Genomic DNA, 17,438 nt, shown 5'->3' on the forward strand with positions numbered 1-17,438 from the left:
CCTGGAGGTTCCGTGGTACAGGCGTACATCCTTATCCAGACCGAGGTGGGCAAGGCGTCGACCGTCGCCGAGACCATCGCCAAGATTCCGGGAGTGATCCAGGCAGAGGACGTCACCGGCCCCTACGACGTGATCGTGCGAGCCCAGGCCGACACGGTCGATGAACTCGGACGCATGGTGGTCGCCAAGGTCCAGCAGGTGGACGGCATCACCCGAACCCTGACCTGTCCGGTCGTTCACCTGTAGCCCCCGTCTACGCTGGGCCGGTGACATCTTTCTGCCGCCGGCTCCCCCACCCCGTGCTCCTCGGTCCGTCCGCCGCCCTGGTCCTCATGGCTGCGGCGGGCTGCACTTCCACGGACCCCTCGGCATCGGTCACGGTGCCCACGCCGTCCTCGGAAGCCGCAGCCTACTGCCGTGCGCTGCACAAGGAGCTGCCGAGTTCCGTCGCCGGTCTGGAGCGCAGTGACCCCGCGCCCCGTTCGGATCTGACCGCCGGGTGGGGGGACGGGGCGATCGTACTGCGCTGCGGTGTCGCGCGCCCCGCGAAGATGGACGACTCCCAGTCGAAGGCCGCCGAGGCGAACGGCGTCAACTGGCTGCTGGAGCAACGGGAGGACGACGGGCCGCGCTTCACGACCACCCTGCGCAAGGCATACGTCGAGGTCACGTTCTCGGCGGCGTACGCGCATGACGCGACCCCGCTGGCGGCCTTCGCGTCGGCGGTCAAGAAGACGGTCCCCAGCAGCCTGTAGGGAGTGCGCTCCGGCCGGAGCGCACTCCCTGTGCTGTGCCGACGGTGCTCAGCGCAGGCCGGTCGGCCGGTCCAGCGCCGCCTGGATGAGCCGGTCGACCAGCTGCTGGTAGCTGACGCCGCTCTCCTGCCACATGCGCGGGTACATGGAGATCGGGGTGAAGCCCGGCAGGGTGTTGATCTCGTTGATGACGAAGCCGCCGTCCTCGGTGAGGAAGAAGTCGGCGCGCACCAGGCCCTCGCAGGAGGCGGCCTCGAAGGCCTCGACCGCGAGCCGCTGGACCTCGGCGGTCTCCTCGTCGGTGAGCGGGGCGGGCACCATCCCGGGCGCCGCGTCGATGTACTTGGCCTCGAAGTCGTAGAAGTCGTGCGAGGTGACCGGCGGGATCTCGGCGGGCACGCTGGCGCGCGGGCCGTCCTCGAACTCCAGCACCCCGCACTCGATCTCGCGGCCCCGCAGCAGCGACTCCACAAGGAACTTGGGGTCGTGGCGGCGGGCCTCCTCGATCGCCTCGTCGAGGCCGGACGCGTCGTCGACCTTGGTGATGCCGATGGACGAGCCGGCCCGGGCGGGCTTGATGAAGAGCGGCCAGCCGTGCTCGTCGGCGAAGGCCGTGATGCGCTTGCGGGCGCCCTGGGGGTCGTTGTCCCACTCGCGGGGGCGTACGACCAGGTACGGCCCGACGGCGAGCCCGAAGGAGGTGAAGACGCGCTTCATGTACTCCTTGTCCTGGCCGACCGCCGAGGCGAGGACGCCGGCGCCGACGTACGGCACACCGGAGAGCTCCAGGAGGCCCTGGAGCGTGCCGTCCTCACCGTAGGGACCGTGCAGGACGGGGAAGACGACGTCGACCTCGCCAAGCACCTTGGGGACGGATCCGGGCTCGCTGTAGACCACTTCGCGGCTGCCGGGATCGACGGAGAGCACCACGCCGCCCTCGTCGGACTCGGCCAGTTGTGCCACGTCGGGCATCTTCCGGTCCGTGATGGCCATGCGTTCGGGTGCGTCGGCGGTGAGCGCCCAGCGGCCGTCCGTCGTGATGCCGATCGGCAGGACGTCGTACTTCGACCGGTCGATCGCGTTCAGGACCGCACCGGCCGTGACCACCGAAATGCCGTGTTCGGAGCTGCGGCCGCCGAACACGACGGCCACACGCGGCTTGCGGAGCTGCTGCTCCGTACTCTGGGGGAGGTTCTCGCTGCTCATATCGCGATGAGCGTACCTTCTGGTAGGGGTGACGTCAGCGCGGCCGGGGCCGCCCGGCGGGTGAACCGGTTCCGGAACCGGCACCCGGCCACGGGTCACCCGGCGGCCTCTCAGTGCCGCTCGGCCTTCGCGCTGCGCGACATCAGTTCCTTGAGCGCGACCATCGGCGGCTTGCCCTCGTGGACGATGCCGACGACCGTCTCGGTGAGGGGCATCTCGACCCCGTGCCGACGGGCCAGGTCGAGCACGGATTCACACGACTTGACGCCCTCGGCGGTCTGCTTGGTGACCGCGATGGTCTCCTGGAGCGTCATCCCGCGGCCGAGGTTGAGGCCGAAGGTGTGGTTGCGCGACAGCGGCGACGAGCAGGTCGCCACCAGGTCGCCGAGGCCCGCGAGTCCGGAGAAGGTCAGCGGGTCGGCTCCCATGGCCAGGCCGAGCCGGATGGTCTCGGCGAGGCCGCGGGTGATGAGCGAGCCCTTGGCGTTGTCGCCGAGCCCCATGCCGTCGGCGATGCCGACGGCCAGCCCGATGACGTTCTTGACGGCGCCCCCGAGCTCGCAGCCGACCACGTCGGTGCTGGTGTAGGGGCGGAAGTACGGGGTGTGGCAGGCGACCTGGAGGCGGCGGGCGACGGACTCGTCCCGGCAGGCCACGACGGCTGCGGCGGGACGGCGTTCGGCGATCTCCTTGGCGAGGTTGGGCCCGGTGATGACGGCGATGCGGTCGGCGGAGACGTGGGTGACGTCCTCGATGACCTCGCTCATCCGCTTCGCGGTGCCGAGTTCGACGCCCTTCATCAGGGAGACAAGGACCGTCTGCGGCTCCAGGTGCGGGGCCCAGTCGGCGAGGTTGGCGCGCAGCGTCTGGGACGGCACGACAAGCACCGCGAAGTCGGCGCCGCGCAGCGCTTCGGCTGCGTCCGTGGTGGCCCGCACCGATGCGGGGAGTTCGACGCCCGGCAGGTATTCGGGGTTGGTACGGGTCGTGTTGACGGCCTCGGCGACCTCGGCCCGGCGCCCCCAGAGGGTGACCTCGCAGCCGGCGTCCGCGAGGATCATGGCGAACGCCGTACCCCAAGAGCCGGTTCCGAAGACGGCTGCCTTTACGGGGTGCGTCACTTGGGTCCCTTTCCTTCGGCCCTGCGCCGTTGTTCCGCACGGGCCTTGCGGGGGTCGTAGAGTTCGGCGGGCGCCTTCTCGCCGCGCACCTGCGCCAGCTGCGCGGTGACCGCGACCATGATGGCCTCGGTCGCCTCGCGCAGCACGTCGGGCGTCGGTTCCCTGTCGTAGAACCGGGAGAGGTCGACGGGCGGTCCCGCCTGGACCTGGAGGGTCTTGCGGGGGAAGAGCCGCACCTTCTTCTCCGTGGCGTAGGGCGGCACCGCCAGGTTGGCGCCCCACTGCGCGACGGGGATGACCGGAGCCCTGGTCATCAACGCGACGCGGGCGGCGCCGGTCTTGGCGGTCATCGGCCACATCTCGGGGTCCCGGGTGAGGGTGCCCTCGGGATAGAAGGCGACGCACTCACCGCGCTCGATGGCGTCGACAGCGGCCCGGAAGGCGTCCAGCGCGTTCGTGGTCTCGCGGTACACGGGGATCTGGCCGGTGCCGCGCAGCATCATTCCGACGAAGGGGGTCTTGAAGAGGCCCGCCTTGGCGAGGAGCCGCGGCACCCGTCCGGTGTTGTACTGGAAATGCCCGTACGAAAGAGGGTCCAGGTACGAGTTGTGATTGACCGCGGTGATGAATCCGCCGTCGGCCGGAATGTGTTCCATTCCCCGCCAGTCGCGCTTGAACAGAATCACCAGCGGCGGTTTCGCGATGACCGCCGCCAGGCGGTACCAGAAGCCGATTCTGCGGCGGGACACTCGGACACCTTCCTCTAAGACCTGACTGTGGAGCTCACTGCTGGCTGACTACCGACGGTCAAGTCTCGCCCCAGGCCCCTGCTCTGTCGAGAACACCGTACGCCTCACCTTCGGGACCGACCCTCCGGGCTGTCGTACCGGCAGGCGAGAATAGGCGGCCATGCGCATCGAGGGGGAGACCGCCACGAACACCGACCCGACCGGCCCCTGGTCACTGGTCGTCCCGTTGAAGCCCCTGGCGCGGGCCAAGAGCAGGCTGACGCCCGCTTCCGGCGCCCTGCTGCGGCCGCGGCTCGCTCTGGCCTTCGCCCGGGACACCGTGTCCGCCGCGTTGTCCTGCCCGGAGGTGGCCGATGTGGTGGTCGTCACGGACGACACGGCGGCCGGCGCCGCACTGGCGGCGCTCGGGGCCCGGATCGTGGCCGACACCCCGGCCGCCGGGCTCAACGCCGCCCTCGCGCACGGTGAGCGCACGGTGCGGTCGGCCCGGCCCCGGGCTGCCCTCGCCGCGCTCAACGCCGATCTGCCCGCCTTGCGACCGGCGGAATTGTCCCGCGTACTCGAATTTTCCGCCGCTTTTCCCCGCGCCTTTGTTACCGATGCCGCGGGAATCGGAACGACTTTTCTCTCCGCTGGGCCAGGAGTGGAATTGCGCCCCGCTTTCGGCGGTCCGTCGAGGGCCCGGCATCTCGCTTCGGGAGCGGCGGAGGTCACGCTGTCCGGTATCGATTCGGTGCGCCAGGACGTGGACACGGGCGACGATCTGCGGGCCGCACTGGCGCTGGGCGTCGGCCCGTACACGGCGGGGCGCTGGGCCGCGGGGGTCCGGGCGGCGGACCGATAGGCTGCCGCCCATGCAGGCGACCTCGTACACGTACGACCCCGAGACCCGCACCGGCAGCGTGCTGCTCGACGACGGCACCCCGGTGGACTTCGACGCACCGGCCTTCGACGCCGGCGGGCTGCGGCTGCTGCGTCCGGGGCAACGGGTGCGGATCGAGGGCCGTGGCGAAGGCGCCGGGCTGCGCATCACCCTGGTGACGCTGCAGACCTTCTGAGACCGACCGGCCCCGAACAGCCCGCGGGCCGGGCTCCCCGAGGGGAGCCCGGCCCGGCGCGTGTGAGGAGCCCTGTGGAGCCGGTCCTCACTTCTTGCGTGCAGTGGCCTTCTTGGCCGTGGTCTTGCGCGCGGTGGTCTTCTTCGCGGGCGCCTTCTTCGCCGTGGTCTTCTTGGCGGGCGCGGTCTTGCTGGCGACGGCCTTCTTGGCTGCCGTCGTCGTCTTCTTCGCCGCCGGGGTCGCCTTCTTCGCGGCCGCCGTGGTCTTCTTCGCCGCCGCGGAGGTCTTCTTCGCGGTGGTCTTCTTGGCGGTGGCAGCCGTCGTCTTCGCCGCTGCCACGGTCTTCTTGGCGGTGGCCTTCTTCGCCACGGCCTTCTTGGCGGTCGCCTTCTTTGCGGCGGCCTTGGCCGTCGTACGGGTGGAAGAACCGCCCGAGAGGCTGCCCTTGGGGGCCTTCTTCACGGCCACGTCGTTCTTGGGGAGCTTCTTCGAGCCGCTCACCAGGTCCTTGAAGCCCTGTCCCGCACGGAAACGGGGCACCGAGGTCTTCTTGACCCGTACGCGCTCACCCGTCTGCGGGTTGCGGGCGTAGCGGGCGGGGCGGTCGACCTTCTCGAACGAGCCGAAGCCGGTGACCGAAACCCGGTCACCTGCGACAACCGCACGAACGATCGCGTCGAGCACCGCATCGACGGCGTCCGCGGCCTGCTGACGGCCGCCGACCTTGTCGGCAATCGCTTCTACGAGCTGCGCCTTGTTCACGTCTTCCCCTTCGGAGACATCGCCCGAACGAAACTGTTCAGGCTTTTTCGCACGTTAGGCAGATATATACCGCAAATCAAACACGAAACGGGCTAATCACCCTAGTGCCGCAACGAAGTCGACCGCTGCACAGTTCCGCAGAGTCAGTCACCTTCGGGGAATCGGCCCTCATCGAGGTCCTTCATCAACCGGTCCAGACGCCTTGCTGCATCTGGGAGATCGTGCTTTGCCGCGGCCGTGACGACCAACAGCTTCCGGTTCAGCGCCATCCGTACGCCCTCCGGGACTTGCAGTGCACGCACTCGTGAGTGCGCTTCCTTCAATTGGTCGGCGACTTGGCCGTAAAGCTTGAGTTGGCTGTCGCGTTCCATGCACCGATTGTGCCATCTGGGGCGAGTTGTCGCCCGACGGGGGCTCAACAAGCGACTGCGCCCCCTACCAGAAGGCAGGGGGCGCAGTACTGGAAACGTGCTGCTCAGGCGTTAATTGTACGGGGCTTGTGGGCCGGCCTGGCCGCCTCGTAGGACGCGATGTCCGCTTCGTTCTGCAGGGTGAGGCTGATGTCGTCCAGCCCGTTCAGCAGCCGCCAGCGGGCGTTCTCGTCGAGCTCGAAGTCGGCGACGACGCCCTCGGCGAGGACCTGCCGCTTCTCCAGGTCGACGGTGACCTCGGCCGTCGGGTCGGCCTCGGTCAGCTCCCAGAGGGCGTCGACGACCTTCTGGTCCAGGACCACGGTCAACAGCCCGTTCTTCAGCGAGTTACCGCGGAAGATGTCGGCGAAACGGGAGGAGATCACGGTCTTGAAGCCGTAGTTCTGGAGCGCCCAGACGGCGTGCTCGCGGGACGAGCCGGTGCCGAAGTCGGGGCCGGCCACCAGGACCGAGGCACCCTTGCGCTCCGGGCGGTTGAGGACGAAGGTCTCGTCCTTGCGCCAGGCCTCGAAGAGCCCGTCCTCGAAGCCGTCCCGGGTGACCTTCTTCAGCCAGTGGGCGGGAATGATCTGGTCGGTGTCGACGTTGCTGCGGCGCAGCGGGACGGCCCGGCCGGTGTGTGCGGTGAAAGCTTCCATGATTCTCAGACTCCGGCGGGCGTACGGGCGTCGGACAGGTCGGCCGGCGAGGCCAGATGGCCCAGCACGGCGGTCGCGGCGGCAACCTGCGGGGAGACCAGGTGCGTACGGCCGCCCTTGCCCTGCCGGCCCTCGAAGTTACGGTTCGAGGTCGAGGCGGAGCGCTCGCCGGGGGCCAGCTGGTCGGGGTTCATACCGAGGCACATCGAGCAACCCGCGTGCCGCCATTCGGCGCCGGCGGCGGTGAAGACCTTGTCCAGGCCCTCCTCGACGGCCTGCAGGGCGACCCGGACGGAGCCCGGGACGACCAGCATCCGTACGCCGTCGGCGACTTTGCGGCCGTCCAGGATCGCGGCCGCGTTACGCAGGTCCTCGATCCGGCCGTTGGTGCAGGAGCCTACGAAGACGGTGTCGACCTTGATCTCGCGCAGCGGCTGGCCGGCGGTCAACCCCATGTACTCCAGGGCCTTTTCGGCGGCGTTGCGCTCCGAGGCGTCCTCGTACGAAGCAGGATCGGGGACGTTGGCCGACAGCGGCGCGCCCTGGCCGGGGTTGGTGCCCCAGGTGACGAACGGCGCCAGCGCGGCGGCCTCGATGACCACCTCGGCGTCGAAGACCGCGTCGTCGTCCGTACGCAGCGTCTTCCAGTACGCGACGGCCGCGTCCCAGTCCTCGCCCTGCGGGGCGTGGTCCCGGCCCTGCAGGTAGTCGAAGGTGGTCCGGTCGGGGGCGATCATGCCCGCCCGCGCGCCGGCCTCGATCGACATGTTGCAGATGGTCATCCGGGCCTCCATCGAGAGCTTCTCGATGGCGGAGCCGCGGTATTCGAGGATGTAGCCCTGGCCGCCGCCGGTGCCGATCCGCGCGATGATCGCGAGGATCAGGTCCTTGGCGGTGACGCTCTCGGGCAGTTCGCCGTCGATGGTGATGGCCATCGTCTTCGGACGGGCCAGCGGCAGCGTCTGCGTGGCCAGCACGTGCTCGACCTGGCTGGTGCCGATACCGAAGGCCAGCGCACCGAACGCGCCGTGCGTGGAGGTGTGGGAATCACCACACACGACCGTGGTGCCGGGCTGGGTCAGACCCAGCTGCGGGCCGACCACGTGCACGACGCCCTGCTCGACGTCGCCCAGCGGGTGCAGCCTGACGCCGAACTCCGCGCAGTTCTTGCGCAGGGTCTCCAGCTGAGCGCGGGAGACCGGGTCGGCGATCGGCTTGTCGATGTCGAGGGTCGGGGTGTTGTGGTCCTCGGTGGCGATGGTGAGGTCGAGGCGCCGCACCGGGCGTCCGGCCTGCCGCAGACCGTCGAAGGCCTGCGGGCTGGTCACCTCGTGCAGCAGGTGCAGATCGATGTAGAGGAGGTCGGGCTCACCTTCGGCGCGCCGGACGACATGGTCGTCCCAAACCTTCTCCGCGAGTGTCCTACCCATCGCTTTCCCTCCGGCCGGCGTCGTCGCCGGCCCAACTAGAGATTCGGTGCGCCCCCGTCCGGACCCCCGTGCGGGGCGGTGGCTACGGGCCGTTGTGGGGCCGCCCGTACAGGTTCGCAACTTCGCTGGAAAATTGAACTTGCGTTTCACAGAGTGAGACGCGAGTATCGTCGTATGGACAACTCTAGCGGCGTCGGCGTTCTCGACAAGGCAGCTCTGGTATTGAGCGCCCTGGAGTCCGGGCCGGCCACCCTCGCCGGGCTGGTCGCGGCGACCGGGCTCGCACGACCCACGGCTCACCGACTGGCCGTGGCACTGGAACACCACCGCATGGTGGCAAGGGACATGCAGGGCCGCTTCATTCTCGGCCCCCGCCTCTCCGAGCTCGCCGCGGCGGCGGGCGAGGACCGGCTGCTCGCCACGGCCGGACCGGTGCTCACCCACCTCCGCGACATCACCGGCGAGAGCGCCCAGCTCTACCGCCGGCAGGGCGACATGCGCATCTGCGTGGCGGCGGCGGAGCGGCTGTCCGGTCTGCGGGACACCGTGCCGGTCGGCTCCACGCTCACCATGAAGGCGGGATCCTCCGCCCAGATCCTGATGGCCTGGGAGGAGCCCGAGCGCCTCCACCGCGGCCTCCAGGGCGCCCGTTTCACCGCGACGGCGCTCTCCGGCGTACGACGCCGGGGCTGGGCCCAGTCGATCGGCGAGCGCGAACCGGGCGTCGCCTCGGTCTCCGCCCCGGTGCGCGGCCCCTCGAACCGGGTGGTCGCGGCGGTCTCGGTCTCCGGACCGATCGAGCGGCTGACCCGCCACCCGGGCCGGATGCACGCCCAGGCCGTCATCGACTCGGCCGCCCGGCTGAGCGAGGCACTCCGCCGCACGGGCTGAACCGACCGCCCCTCCCCCTCACCCGAGGCCGCCCCAGTGTCGTGGCGGCCCTTCTCAACTCTCGTGCCACAGCCCCACGCGCTTCCGGGACTTCCTCTCCCCCGACTCCCGGTTCCCGGTGCGTCCGGGCCGAACGGGCCCGCGTACATAAGCAAAAGGCCCCTCACCGGAGTGAAGGGCCTTCGCCTGATGCTCTGTTGTACCCCCGACCGGATTTGAACCGGCGCTACTGCCGTGAGAGGGCAGCGTGCTAGGCCGCTACACAACGGGGGCTTGGATACTGCGACTTGCTTGTCTTGCGCTGGGCTACCAGGACTCGAACCTAGAATGACGGTACCAGAAACCGTAGTGTTGCCAATTACACCATAGCCCATGGTGTTACAAGTACCCCCGACCGGATTCGAACCGGCGCTACTGCCGTGAGAGGGCAGCGTGCTAGGCCGCTACACAACGGGGGCCCTAGCGATCCTGCATCAAGAACGTGGGTGCGACCCAGATGTTCTCGCGGGAAGGATCTGTACCCCCGACCGGATTTGAACCGGCGCTACTGCCGTGAGAGGGCAGCGTGCTAGGCCGCTACACAACGGGGGCTTGTTCCTGCAACTTGCTTGTCTTGCTGTCTTGCGCTGGGCTACCAGGACTCGAACCTAGAATGACGGTACCAGAAACCGTAGTGTTGCCAATTACACCATAGCCCACTGAAACGCAACCCCCAGGGGGTGTTGTTTCTGTCTACGCTTCCCGTCCGGATCTTTCGTCCCGCTCGGGCGGCGCAGAAAGAACATTACCCGAAGGTGTCCGGCGCTCCAAAACGGGTATTGGCCGCAAGCAGGCCGGGGAGCTGGTCGAGGCCCGTGATCCGGACGAGTTCGGGCCGTCCGCCCCGTCCGTGCCGGTCCAGCCAGACGCCCGTGAGACCGGCCGCCGTCGCGCCGCGGGCGTCGATGTCGGGTTCGTCCCCCACGTAGAGAACCTCGGCCGGCGGCAGGTCCAGCGCCTCGCAGGCGGCGAGAAACGCCCCGGGGGCGGGCTTGGAGATGCCCAGCTCCGCCGCGCACAGGACGGTCTCGAAGCGGTCGCGCACACCGAGCACGGTCAGCTTGTGGTGCTGCTGGTCCAGGGCGGAGTTCGACAGCACGGCGTGCCGGTACGCCCCGGCCAGGGCGTCAAGTGCGGGCACGGTGTCCGGGAAGAGTGCCCAGGCGGCCTCGTAGTGGGCGATGTGCCGCTCGAACCAGGCATCGGCTGCGGCATCGTCCAGCGGGCGTGCGAGGAAGTCCCTGGCCCGGTCACGGCGCTGGCCCTGCCAGTCGGTCTCCCCGTCGGAGAACCGCTGCCAGTGGAGCCGGGTGAGCCGCCCCCAGGCATCGAGGGCCTCGTCGGCGGTGGCGTAGCCCTCGGGCAGCCCCTCGGCCGCGAGGTGCCGGGACATACCGGTGGCGGCGGCCGTCGTGTAGTCGAAGAGTGTGTCATCCACGTCCCAGAGGACCGCTCTGATCGGCATGGTCCGACTCTACGCGCGCACCGGAACGAGGCGACGGGCCCGGCGGCCGCTGTGCGCGGCTGCCGGGCCCGTCCGTGTCCTGCGCGTCCGTCGTTACGCGGCCAGCTTCGCCAGCGCCGCGTCGATGCGGGCGATGGTGCGCTCGCGGCCCAGGATCTCCAGGGACTCGAAGAGCGGCAGGCCGATCGTGCGGCCGGTGACGGCGACGCGGACCGGGGCCTGCGCCTTGCCGAGCTTCAGGCCGTGCTCCTCGCCCGCGGTGAGGATGGCGTTCTTCAGGGCCTCGGCGTTCCACTCGGCGTCGGCCAGCTTGGCGCGGGCCGTCACGAGCAGGGCGTCGGAGCCCTCCTTCATCGCCTTGGCCCAGGACGCCTCGTCGGTCGCCGGCTCGTCGAGGAAGAGGAAGTCGACGTTGGCCGTGATCTCGGAGAGGACCGTGAGCCGGGTCTGGGCGTGCGGGGCGATCGTCGCGAACACGTCCGCGTCGAAGGCCTCCGGGGCCCAGGGGGCGAACGGGGCCTTGAGCCAGGGGCCACAGGCCTCGGTGAAGGTCTTCACGTCGAGCCGGCGGATGTGCTCGGCGTTGACGTGCTCGCACTTCTTGAGGTCGAAGCGGGCCGGGTTGGCGTTGACGTCCGTGATGTCGAACGCCGCGACCATCTCGTCGATGTCGAAGATGTCCCGGTCCTCGGCGATCGACCAGCCGAGCAGCGAGAGGTAGTTGAGCAGCCCCTCCCGCAGGAAGCCGCGCTCGCGGTAGAGGTTGAGCGAGGCCTGCGGGTCGCGCTTGGAGAGCTTCTTGTTGCCCTCGCCCATGACGTACGGCAGGTGGCCGAACTCAGGGGTCTGCTTGGCGATGCCCAGCTCGATGAGCGCCGCGTACAGCGCGATCTGGCGCGGGGTGGAGGAGAGCAGGTCCTCGCCGCGCAGGACGTGGGTGATGTCCATCAGCGCGTCGTCGACCGGGTTGACCAGCGTGTAGAGCGGGGCGCCGTTGGCGCGGACGATGCCGTAGTCCGGCACGTTCTCCGGCTGGACGGTGATGTCGCCGCGGACCAGGTCGGTGAAGGTGAGGGCCTCGTCGGGCATCCGGAAGCGGACGATCGACGCGCGCCCCTCGGCCTCGTACGCGGCCTTCTGCTCCGCGCTCAGGTCGCGGCAGTGGCCGTCGTAGCCGGACGGCTTGCCGGCGGCGCGGGCGGCGTCGCGGCGGGCGTCGAGCTCCTCGGTGGTGCAGTAGCAGTGGTACGCGTGGCCGGCGGCGAGAAGCTTCTCGGCGACGTCCTTGTAGATGTCCATGCGCTGCGACTGGCGGTACGGGGCGTGCGGGCCGCCGACCTCGGGGCCCTCGTCCCAGTCGAGGCCGAGCCAGCGCATCGCGTCGAGGAGCTGGTTGTACGACTCCTCGGAGTCGCGCGCCGCGTCGGTGTCCTCGATGCGGAAGACCAGGGTGCCCTGGTGGTGGCGGGCGAAGGCCCAGTTGAAGAGAGCTGTCCGGACCAGGCCCACATGGGGGTTACCGGTCGGGGAGGGACAGAAACGTACGCGGACAGGTCCGTTAACCACGCTTGATCACCTTGTTGGTGAGAGTGCCGATGCCTTCGATGGTGACGGCGACCTCGTCGCCGACATGGAGGGGTCCGACCCCTGCGGGAGTCCCGGTGAGGATCACATCGCCCGGGAGCAGCGTCATGGCTTCCGTGATGTGGACGACCAGGTCCTCGATGCTCCGGATCATTTCGCTCGTCCGGCCGAGCTGGCGTTGCTCGCCGTTGACCGTGGCCTGGATGGCGAGGTCGCTGGGGTCGAGGTCGGTCTCCACCCAGGGGCCGAGCGGGCAGGAGGTGTCGAAGCCCTTCGCCCGGGCCCACTGCTTCTCGCGCTTCTGGGCGTCGCGGGCGGTCACGTCGTTGGCGCAGGTGTAGCCGAAGATGACGTCCTTGACCCGCTCCCGCGGCACCTCGCGGCACATCCGGCCGATGACCACGGCCAGCTCGGCCTCGTGGTGCACCTCGTTGGAGAAGGAGGGGTACTCGATGGCGTCGCCGGAGCCGATCACCGAGGTGGTGGGCTTGAAGAAGGCGACGGGGACGTCGGGGACCTCGTTGCCGAGCTCTGCGGCGTGCTCCGCGTAGTTGCGGCCGATGGCCACGACCTTGTTGGGGAGCACGGGCGGCAGCAGCCGGACCTTGCTCAGCGGGACCTTGGTCCCGGAGAGCTCGAACTCGGTGTACGGGATGCCCTTGATGATGTCGAGGACGAGACCATCGGGCCCGTCGCCCTCGACGGCGCCGAAGGCGACATTGCCGTCGATGGAGAACCTGGCGATGCGCACGGGAAGCTGTCGCCCCTCACTTGCTGGGTAGCTGAAGACTGACGCTCCAGGCTAACGCGGGTGAGGGGGGACGCTGCGCGTATTACTCCGCGGCGGCGGTGGCGGCCGCGGGGGCCACCATCAGGATCGTGCGGCGCGGGTTGGCCGTCTGCGTGGGCAGGTCGACTGCGTGCTCCGGCCGCTCCGGCGTCTGCAGCGCTTCGGCGTCCTTGAGGTGCGCCAGCGTGGTGCGCCGGGGGTTGGCAATGTTGCGGAACATCATCGTCGTCTTCATCTGCCGTACGGACCCTGTCACTAGGGGCGCCACCCGGAGGTGCGCCGGTTGTCGGTTTTGCCATCCCTGTAAAGCGCCAGGCTAAACATCCGATTCCCTCCGGGGGCCCGGAAGAGACGGCGATCATCCTGTGAGTTTGCTCACGAAGTGGGCGACAATTCCGCCAATTCGGGCGGCAGGTGCGGCCGGAGGAACCGGACATTGCACCACTGAATGATCCATTCCGCTCCTGATCATGTCGACTGGGACACCCATCACCCCCACCTGCTTCACCCGCAATGGTCCGTTATGTCAGTGAACGGTCTCCACGACTTGTTACTCCTTCATCACACCGCGTCACCCAGGTCACAGCCCGGTACCTGGCCCTTGTTGGAGATCCGGCACTGTGCTGGAATTCCACGCACCGCCGCGGTTTCAAGCCGGCGCGCAGGGGCGCAACGCAGCGCCGAGTGGCGGCGGGAAGGGGAAGAGCGCCGGTCACTCACGACCACCATGGGGCGGTACAACGCCCCACGACGCCGACACCGTTCCTTCCGTCCATGACGGGAGAACGCCTGGTCCAGAGGTTGCGACGCTAGTGCAGGGACGTTTCAAGAGGGATGGCAGCGCTGCGGCGGAACAGGAGCCGCGCGGCGGGACCGACCGCGGTTCCTCGCCCCAGCACGCCCAGAACCCCGGACCGGCCGCGGCCGGCGACCACAACGACCGCGCCCAGCGCTCCGGCGGGGCGGCGGGCGGCGCGTCCGATCCGGTCTCCGCGCTCAAGCCGCGGGGCCCGGTCAACACGGGATCACGAGTAGCTCTTCGCAACTGGCGCATCAGCACGCGTCTGGTCTCCCTGCTCGCCCTCCCCGTGGTCGCAGCGACCACGCTGGGTGGTCTCCGTATCAACGACTCCATGAACGACATCCAGCAGCTGGAGCACATGCAGCTGCTGACGAAGATGACGAAGCAGGCGACCTCACTGGCCCAGGCGCTCCAGGAGGAGCGCGACCGGTCGGCAGGGCCGCTCTCCAACGGGGTCCCGGCCGACGACTTCAAGGTCACGGAGCCGCGGAAGAAGACCGACCGGGCGAAGAAGTCGTTCCTCACCGCGACGAGCGACCTCGGTGACACCACCGGTGACGAGGCCCTGGAGAGCATCCACTCCAGCGTCCAGCAGATCGCCTCGCAGCTCGGTTCCATCCGCGACATCCGCAAGCAGGCGTACGCCAAGGACAGTCCGAGTCTGCAGACCGTCGACGCCTACAGCCAGCTGATCACCTCGCTGCTGAGCCTCTCCCAGGACATGGCGCAGGCGACCAGCAGCCCCGAGATGATCAAGCGGACCCGCGCCCTGGCGGCCTTCTCCTCCGCCAAGGAGTACGCGTCGGTCCAGCGCGCGATCATCGCTGCCGCGCTGCCGGGCGGCAACGACAAGGAACCGCACCTCGACCGCAACGACCAGCAGTTCGGTCTGGCGGCCCAGCGCAAGGAGGACGCGGCCCGCCGCTCCTTCGAGGCCATCTACACGACCACGGGCAAGAGCGCCGACGAGCTGACCTCCACGCTCGACGAGGGCCAGCCCGAGATCAAGGCCGCCGACACCTACGCCAAGAAGGTGCTCGACAACGCCAACGGCATGAGCGGCCCGGGTGTGCGCCGTTCGTACATGGACTGGTACGACCAGGACTCCACCAAGATCCAGGCCATGAAGCAGATCGAGGAGACGCTTCTCAGCGACATGGAGGGCAAGGCGCGCGAGCTGCGCGACGAGTCCCAGCGCGAAGCGATCATCTCCGGTGCGCTCATCCTGCTCGTGCTCGGTGTCTCGCTGGTCGGCGCCTTCGTCGTCGCCCGGTCCATGATCCGCTCGCTGCGCCGGCTGCAGGACACCGCGACGCGCGTCGCCCAGGACCGGCTGCCCGAGCTCGTCAAGCAGCTCTCCGAGGCCGACCCGCAGGACGTCGACACCTCGGTCGAGTCGGTCGGTGTGCACTCCCGGGACGAGATCGGCAAGGTGGCCGCGGCCTTCGACGACGTGCACCGCGAGGCCGTCCGCCTCGCCGCCGAGCAGGCCCTCCTCCGGGGCAACGTCAACGCGATGTTCACCAACCTCTCGCGCCGTTCGCAGGGCCTCATCCAGCGTCAGCTCTCGCTCATCTCCGAGCTGGAGTCGCGCGAGGCCGACCCGGACCAGCTGTCCTCCCTCTTCAAGCTCGACCACCTCGCGACCCGTATGCGCCGTAACGGTGAGAACCTCCTCGTCCTCGCGGGCGAGGAGCCGGGCCGCCGGTGGACCCGCCCCGTGCCCCTGGTCGACGTGCTCCGTGCCGCCGCCTCCGAGGTGGAGCAGTACGAGCGCATCGAACTGGCCGCGGTGCCCGCCACCGAGGTCGCCGGCCGGGTCGTCAACGACCTCGTGCACCTCCTCGCCGAGCTGCTGGAGAACGCCACGTCGTTCTCCTCGCCGCAGACGAAGGTCCGGGTCACCGGCCACGCGCTGCCCGACGGCCGGGTGCTCGTCGAGATCCACGACACGGGTATCGGCCTCTCCCCCGAGGACCTCGCGGCGATCAACGAGCGGCTCGCCTCGCCGCCCACCGTGGACGTCTCGGTCTCCCGCCGCATGGGTCTGTTCGTGGTCGGCCGGCTGTCGCTGCGTCACGGCATCCGCATCCAGCTGCGGCCCTCCGACTCCGGTGGTACGACCGCGCTGGTCATGCTTCCGGTCGACGTCGCGCACGGCAACAAGCAGCCGGTTCCGAAGCAGGCCCCGGGCCAGCAGTCCGCCCCCGGCGGGCTTCTCGCCGGCGGCAACGCGCCCCGTACCGGTCTCGAAGGTGCTCCGTCGGCCCCGGGCGGGCGGCTGCCCGCCGGTCCCGGTGCCACGCGTGGCCAGGTCGGCGCGGGCTCCGGCCCGCGGGCGGCCCTGCCGGCCCGCGACGGCGGCCGTCCCCAGAACCAGCAGGGTCAGCCGGGCCAGCCCGGCAGCCAGCAGAACTCCGGCTTCCAGAGCGCCGGGCTCTCCGGCACCGGTCCGCAGAGCCGGCAGCCGGACGCCTCGCGCCAGGAGCCGCCGCGTCAGGGCGGCGGGCTCTCCGGTGCCTTCGGCGGCGGTGCCCGCCTCGGCGCCCGCGGCGACGGCTCCGGCCGTACGGACTCGGGTCAGCCCAGTCTGTTCGACCAGAAGCGTCCGGAGCAGAACGGTCCCGGCCGTCAGGCCCCGCAGCCTCAGCAGCCCCGGCAGAATCAGGGCGGCGGCTTCCAGCAGCCCGGCGGGCCCGGTCAGAACGACCGCCAGCTGCCTCCGGTCGGCGGCCCCCGTGCGGAGCTGCCGGGTGGCAACCCCCAGCCGCAGCGTCCTCAGACCACCAGCTGGGGCAGCAACGAGGAGCCGTCCGCGCCGCGGTACTCCCCGCTCGACGCGCCCCGCAGTCACGAGGAGCCCGAGTCCACCGGCCAGTTCCAGCGGCCCGTGAACCCGCCGCCGCTCAGCCGGCGTCCCCCGATGGACAGCCGCCAGGGTCCCGGCTCGACCGCCGAGTTCGACCGTCCCGACTTCTCGGCACCGGCACCGCAGCAGCGGCCCGCGCCGCAGCTGCCCGACCCGGCGAGCACCGCGCAGTTCGCCCGCCCGGACTTCGGCCAGCCCGGACAGGCCCAGGCCCAGGGTCAGCCCGCGCCGCGCCAGCGTGACCGTGACAACGGGGACTTCGGTGCCCCGCGTCCGCCCGTCGCGCCGGTTCCGGACCAGGATTACCGGCCGGTCCTGCCGCAGCAGTCGCAGCCCGAGGCGCTGCCGCCGGCCGGTCCCGGCGACGGCCGTACCCCGCTGTACGACACGCTGGAGACGAACTGGTTCCACGGTCCGCAGCAGGGTGGCCAGCAGCCGCCCGCCGCGCCGCAGGCACCCGGTTTCCCCCAGCAGCCCGCCGAGGAGCGTCCCGCTCCCGCCGCACCGCGCCGCGGGGCCGGCGACGCCAACGGCGCCACAAGCTCCTGGCGCGCCTCGCCGAACGACGAACTCGTCCGGCAGGCGGAGCGGGTGAAGAAGCCCGCAGCAGGCGGAATTACCACGTCCGGTCTGCCCCGCCGGGTCCCGCGTGCCAATCTGGTGCCGGGTACCGCCCAGCAGCAGAACCATCAGTCCGGTCCCCAGGTGTCGCGTGCGCCCGATGATGTGCGCGGGCGACTGACCAATCTTCGCCGGGGCATCCAGCAGGGGCGTCAGGCCAACAACGGCCCGTCGACCGGCAGTTTCCCACTCGGCCCCACTCACCAGCAGGAGCGTTAGTTGAGCCC

The 17,438-nt window shown here is 69.9% G+C and carries 17 protein-coding genes and 5 tRNA genes; 6 read left to right on the forward strand and 16 right to left on the reverse strand.

The window, feature by feature from the left end; genetic code table 11:
- Positions 1-12: 12 nt before the first annotated feature.
- Both OG912_RS07055 and OG912_RS07060 read left to right on the forward strand, forming a co-directional pair.
- The gene (locus OG912_RS07055) at positions 13-246 is read left to right on the forward strand and encodes an Lrp/AsnC family transcriptional regulator (RefSeq protein WP_064070330.1); all 234 of its coding nucleotides are present in this window, start codon (positions 13-15) and stop codon (positions 244-246) included.
- 20 nt (positions 247-266) lie between these two features.
- Positions 267-755, forward strand: coding sequence for a DUF3515 domain-containing protein (locus tag OG912_RS07060; RefSeq protein WP_443060955.1), 489 nt, complete (start codon positions 267-269; stop codon positions 753-755).
- Between the two features lie 48 nt (positions 756-803).
- Here the strand turns inward: OG912_RS07060 and OG912_RS07065 are convergent, their stop codons facing one another.
- The 3 genes from OG912_RS07065 to OG912_RS07075 all read right to left on the reverse strand — a co-directional run bounded on the left by OG912_RS07065 (position 804) and on the right by OG912_RS07075 (position 3,831).
- The gene (locus OG912_RS07065) at positions 804-1,961 is read right to left on the reverse strand and encodes a D-alanine--D-alanine ligase family protein (RefSeq protein WP_327708639.1); all 1,158 of its coding nucleotides are present in this window, start codon (positions 1,959-1,961) and stop codon (positions 804-806) included.
- Positions 1,962-2,071: 110 nt separating this feature from the next.
- Positions 2,072-3,082, reverse strand: coding sequence for an NAD(P)H-dependent glycerol-3-phosphate dehydrogenase (locus OG912_RS07070; RefSeq protein ID WP_327708640.1), 1,011 nt, complete (start codon positions 3,080-3,082; stop codon positions 2,072-2,074).
- The gene (locus OG912_RS07075) at positions 3,079-3,831 is read right to left on the reverse strand and encodes a lysophospholipid acyltransferase family protein (RefSeq protein WP_327708641.1); all 753 of its coding nucleotides are present in this window, start codon (positions 3,829-3,831) and stop codon (positions 3,079-3,081) included. Before OG912_RS07075 ends, OG912_RS07070 begins: the two co-directional genes overlap by 4 nt.
- A 160-nt stretch (positions 3,832-3,991) precedes the next feature.
- Between OG912_RS07075 and cofC the strand changes: the two genes are divergently transcribed.
- On the forward strand, positions 3,992-4,675 hold the full coding sequence (gene cofC, locus OG912_RS07080) for a 2-phospho-L-lactate guanylyltransferase (RefSeq protein WP_327708642.1): 684 nt from the start codon (positions 3,992-3,994) through the stop codon (positions 4,673-4,675).
- 10 nt (positions 4,676-4,685) lie between these two features.
- Entirely contained in the window at positions 4,686-4,889 is a 204-nt protein-coding gene (locus OG912_RS07085) for a hypothetical protein (RefSeq protein WP_207315838.1), read from the forward strand.
- Between the two features lie 87 nt (positions 4,890-4,976).
- Here OG912_RS07085 and OG912_RS07090 read toward each other — a convergent pair whose 3' ends face one another.
- The 4 genes from OG912_RS07090 to leuC all read right to left on the reverse strand — a co-directional run bounded on the left by OG912_RS07090 (position 4,977) and on the right by leuC (position 8,150).
- Positions 4,977-5,651: an HU family DNA-binding protein gene (locus OG912_RS07090; protein WP_326739001.1), complete on the reverse strand. Its 675-nt coding sequence runs from the start codon at positions 5,649-5,651 to the stop codon at positions 4,977-4,979.
- Positions 5,652-5,794: 143 nt separating this feature from the next.
- Positions 5,795-6,022, reverse strand: a complete 228-nt coding sequence (locus OG912_RS07095) for a hypothetical protein (protein WP_136330716.1) — start codon at positions 6,020-6,022, stop codon at positions 5,795-5,797.
- 104 nt (positions 6,023-6,126) lie between these two features.
- The gene (leuD, locus tag OG912_RS07100) at positions 6,127-6,720 is read right to left on the reverse strand and encodes a 3-isopropylmalate dehydratase small subunit (RefSeq protein WP_327708643.1); all 594 of its coding nucleotides are present in this window, start codon (positions 6,718-6,720) and stop codon (positions 6,127-6,129) included.
- Positions 6,721-6,725: 5 nt separating this feature from the next.
- Positions 6,726-8,150, reverse strand: coding sequence for a 3-isopropylmalate dehydratase large subunit (gene leuC, locus OG912_RS07105; protein WP_326738999.1), 1,425 nt, complete (start codon positions 8,148-8,150; stop codon positions 6,726-6,728).
- A 174-nt stretch (positions 8,151-8,324) separates the two neighbouring features.
- Here leuC and ndgR point away from each other — a divergent pair, with 174 nt between their 5' ends.
- On the forward strand, positions 8,325-9,041 hold the full coding sequence (ndgR, locus tag OG912_RS07110; RefSeq protein WP_003966003.1) for an IclR family transcriptional regulator NdgR: 717 nt from the start codon (positions 8,325-8,327) through the stop codon (positions 9,039-9,041).
- 200 nt (positions 9,042-9,241) lie between these two features.
- Here ndgR and OG912_RS07115 read toward each other — a convergent pair.
- From OG912_RS07115 to OG912_RS07155, 9 genes are all read right to left on the reverse strand, one after another.
- Positions 9,242-9,314: transfer RNA gene (locus OG912_RS07115), tRNA-Glu, on the reverse strand.
- A 28-nt stretch (positions 9,315-9,342) separates the two neighbouring features.
- Positions 9,343-9,414: transfer RNA gene (locus OG912_RS07120), tRNA-Gln, on the reverse strand.
- A 12-nt stretch (positions 9,415-9,426) separates the two neighbouring features.
- Positions 9,427-9,499: transfer RNA gene (locus OG912_RS07125), tRNA-Glu, on the reverse strand.
- Between the two features lie 60 nt (positions 9,500-9,559).
- A tRNA-Glu gene (locus OG912_RS07130) sits at positions 9,560-9,632 on the reverse strand.
- A 35-nt stretch (positions 9,633-9,667) separates the two neighbouring features.
- Positions 9,668-9,739, reverse strand: a tRNA-Gln gene (locus OG912_RS07135).
- Positions 9,740-9,825: 86 nt separating this feature from the next.
- Positions 9,826-10,545, reverse strand: a complete 720-nt coding sequence (locus tag OG912_RS07140; protein WP_327708644.1) for an HAD family hydrolase — start codon at positions 10,543-10,545, stop codon at positions 9,826-9,828.
- 93 nt (positions 10,546-10,638) lie between these two features.
- The gene (gltX, locus tag OG912_RS07145) at positions 10,639-12,111 is read right to left on the reverse strand and encodes a glutamate--tRNA ligase (protein WP_327708645.1); all 1,473 of its coding nucleotides are present in this window, start codon (positions 12,109-12,111) and stop codon (positions 10,639-10,641) included.
- Positions 12,104-12,880: a fumarylacetoacetate hydrolase family protein gene (locus OG912_RS07150; RefSeq protein WP_326738994.1), complete on the reverse strand. Its 777-nt coding sequence runs from the start codon at positions 12,878-12,880 to the stop codon at positions 12,104-12,106. Before OG912_RS07150 ends, gltX begins: the two co-directional genes overlap by 8 nt.
- A gap of 82 nt (positions 12,881-12,962) precedes the next feature.
- Complete coding sequence (locus tag OG912_RS07155; protein ID WP_326738993.1) at positions 12,963-13,154, reverse strand: hypothetical protein; 192 nt, start codon at positions 13,152-13,154, stop codon at positions 12,963-12,965.
- Between the two features lie 577 nt (positions 13,155-13,731).
- Between OG912_RS07155 and OG912_RS07160 the strand changes: the two genes are divergently transcribed.
- Positions 13,732-17,430, forward strand: coding sequence for a nitrate- and nitrite sensing domain-containing protein (locus OG912_RS07160; protein WP_327708646.1), 3,699 nt, complete (start codon positions 13,732-13,734; stop codon positions 17,428-17,430).
- Positions 17,431-17,438: the final 8 nt, after the last annotated feature.

Source organism: Streptomyces sp. NBC_00464 (genome assembly GCF_036013915.1).
In the GTDB taxonomy this organism is placed as follows: Bacteria; Actinomycetota; Actinomycetes; order Streptomycetales; family Streptomycetaceae; genus Streptomyces.

Coding starts and splice junctions, on each gene's coding strand:
- OG912_RS07065 (WP_327708639.1), bottom strand. CDS start 1,961: ATGAGCAGCGAGAACCTCCCCCAGAGTACGGAGCAGCAGCTCCGCAAG.
- cofC (WP_327708642.1), top strand. CDS start 3,992: ATGCGCATCGAGGGGGAGACCGCCACGAACACCGACCCGACCGGCCCC.
- OG912_RS07085 (WP_207315838.1), top strand. CDS start 4,686: ATGCAGGCGACCTCGTACACGTACGACCCCGAGACCCGCACCGGCAGC.
- OG912_RS07095 (WP_136330716.1), bottom strand. CDS start 6,022: ATGGAACGCGACAGCCAACTCAAGCTTTACGGCCAAGTCGCCGACCAA.
- leuD (WP_327708643.1), bottom strand. CDS start 6,720: ATGGAAGCTTTCACCGCACACACCGGCCGGGCCGTCCCGCTGCGCCGC.
- leuC (WP_326738999.1), bottom strand. CDS start 8,150: ATGGGTAGGACACTCGCGGAGAAGGTTTGGGACGACCATGTCGTCCGG.
- ndgR (WP_003966003.1), top strand. CDS start 8,325: ATGGACAACTCTAGCGGCGTCGGCGTTCTCGACAAGGCAGCTCTGGTA.
- OG912_RS07140 (WP_327708644.1), bottom strand. CDS start 10,545: ATGCCGATCAGAGCGGTCCTCTGGGACGTGGATGACACACTCTTCGAC.
- OG912_RS07155 (WP_326738993.1), bottom strand. CDS start 13,154: ATGAAGACGACGATGATGTTCCGCAACATTGCCAACCCCCGGCGCACC.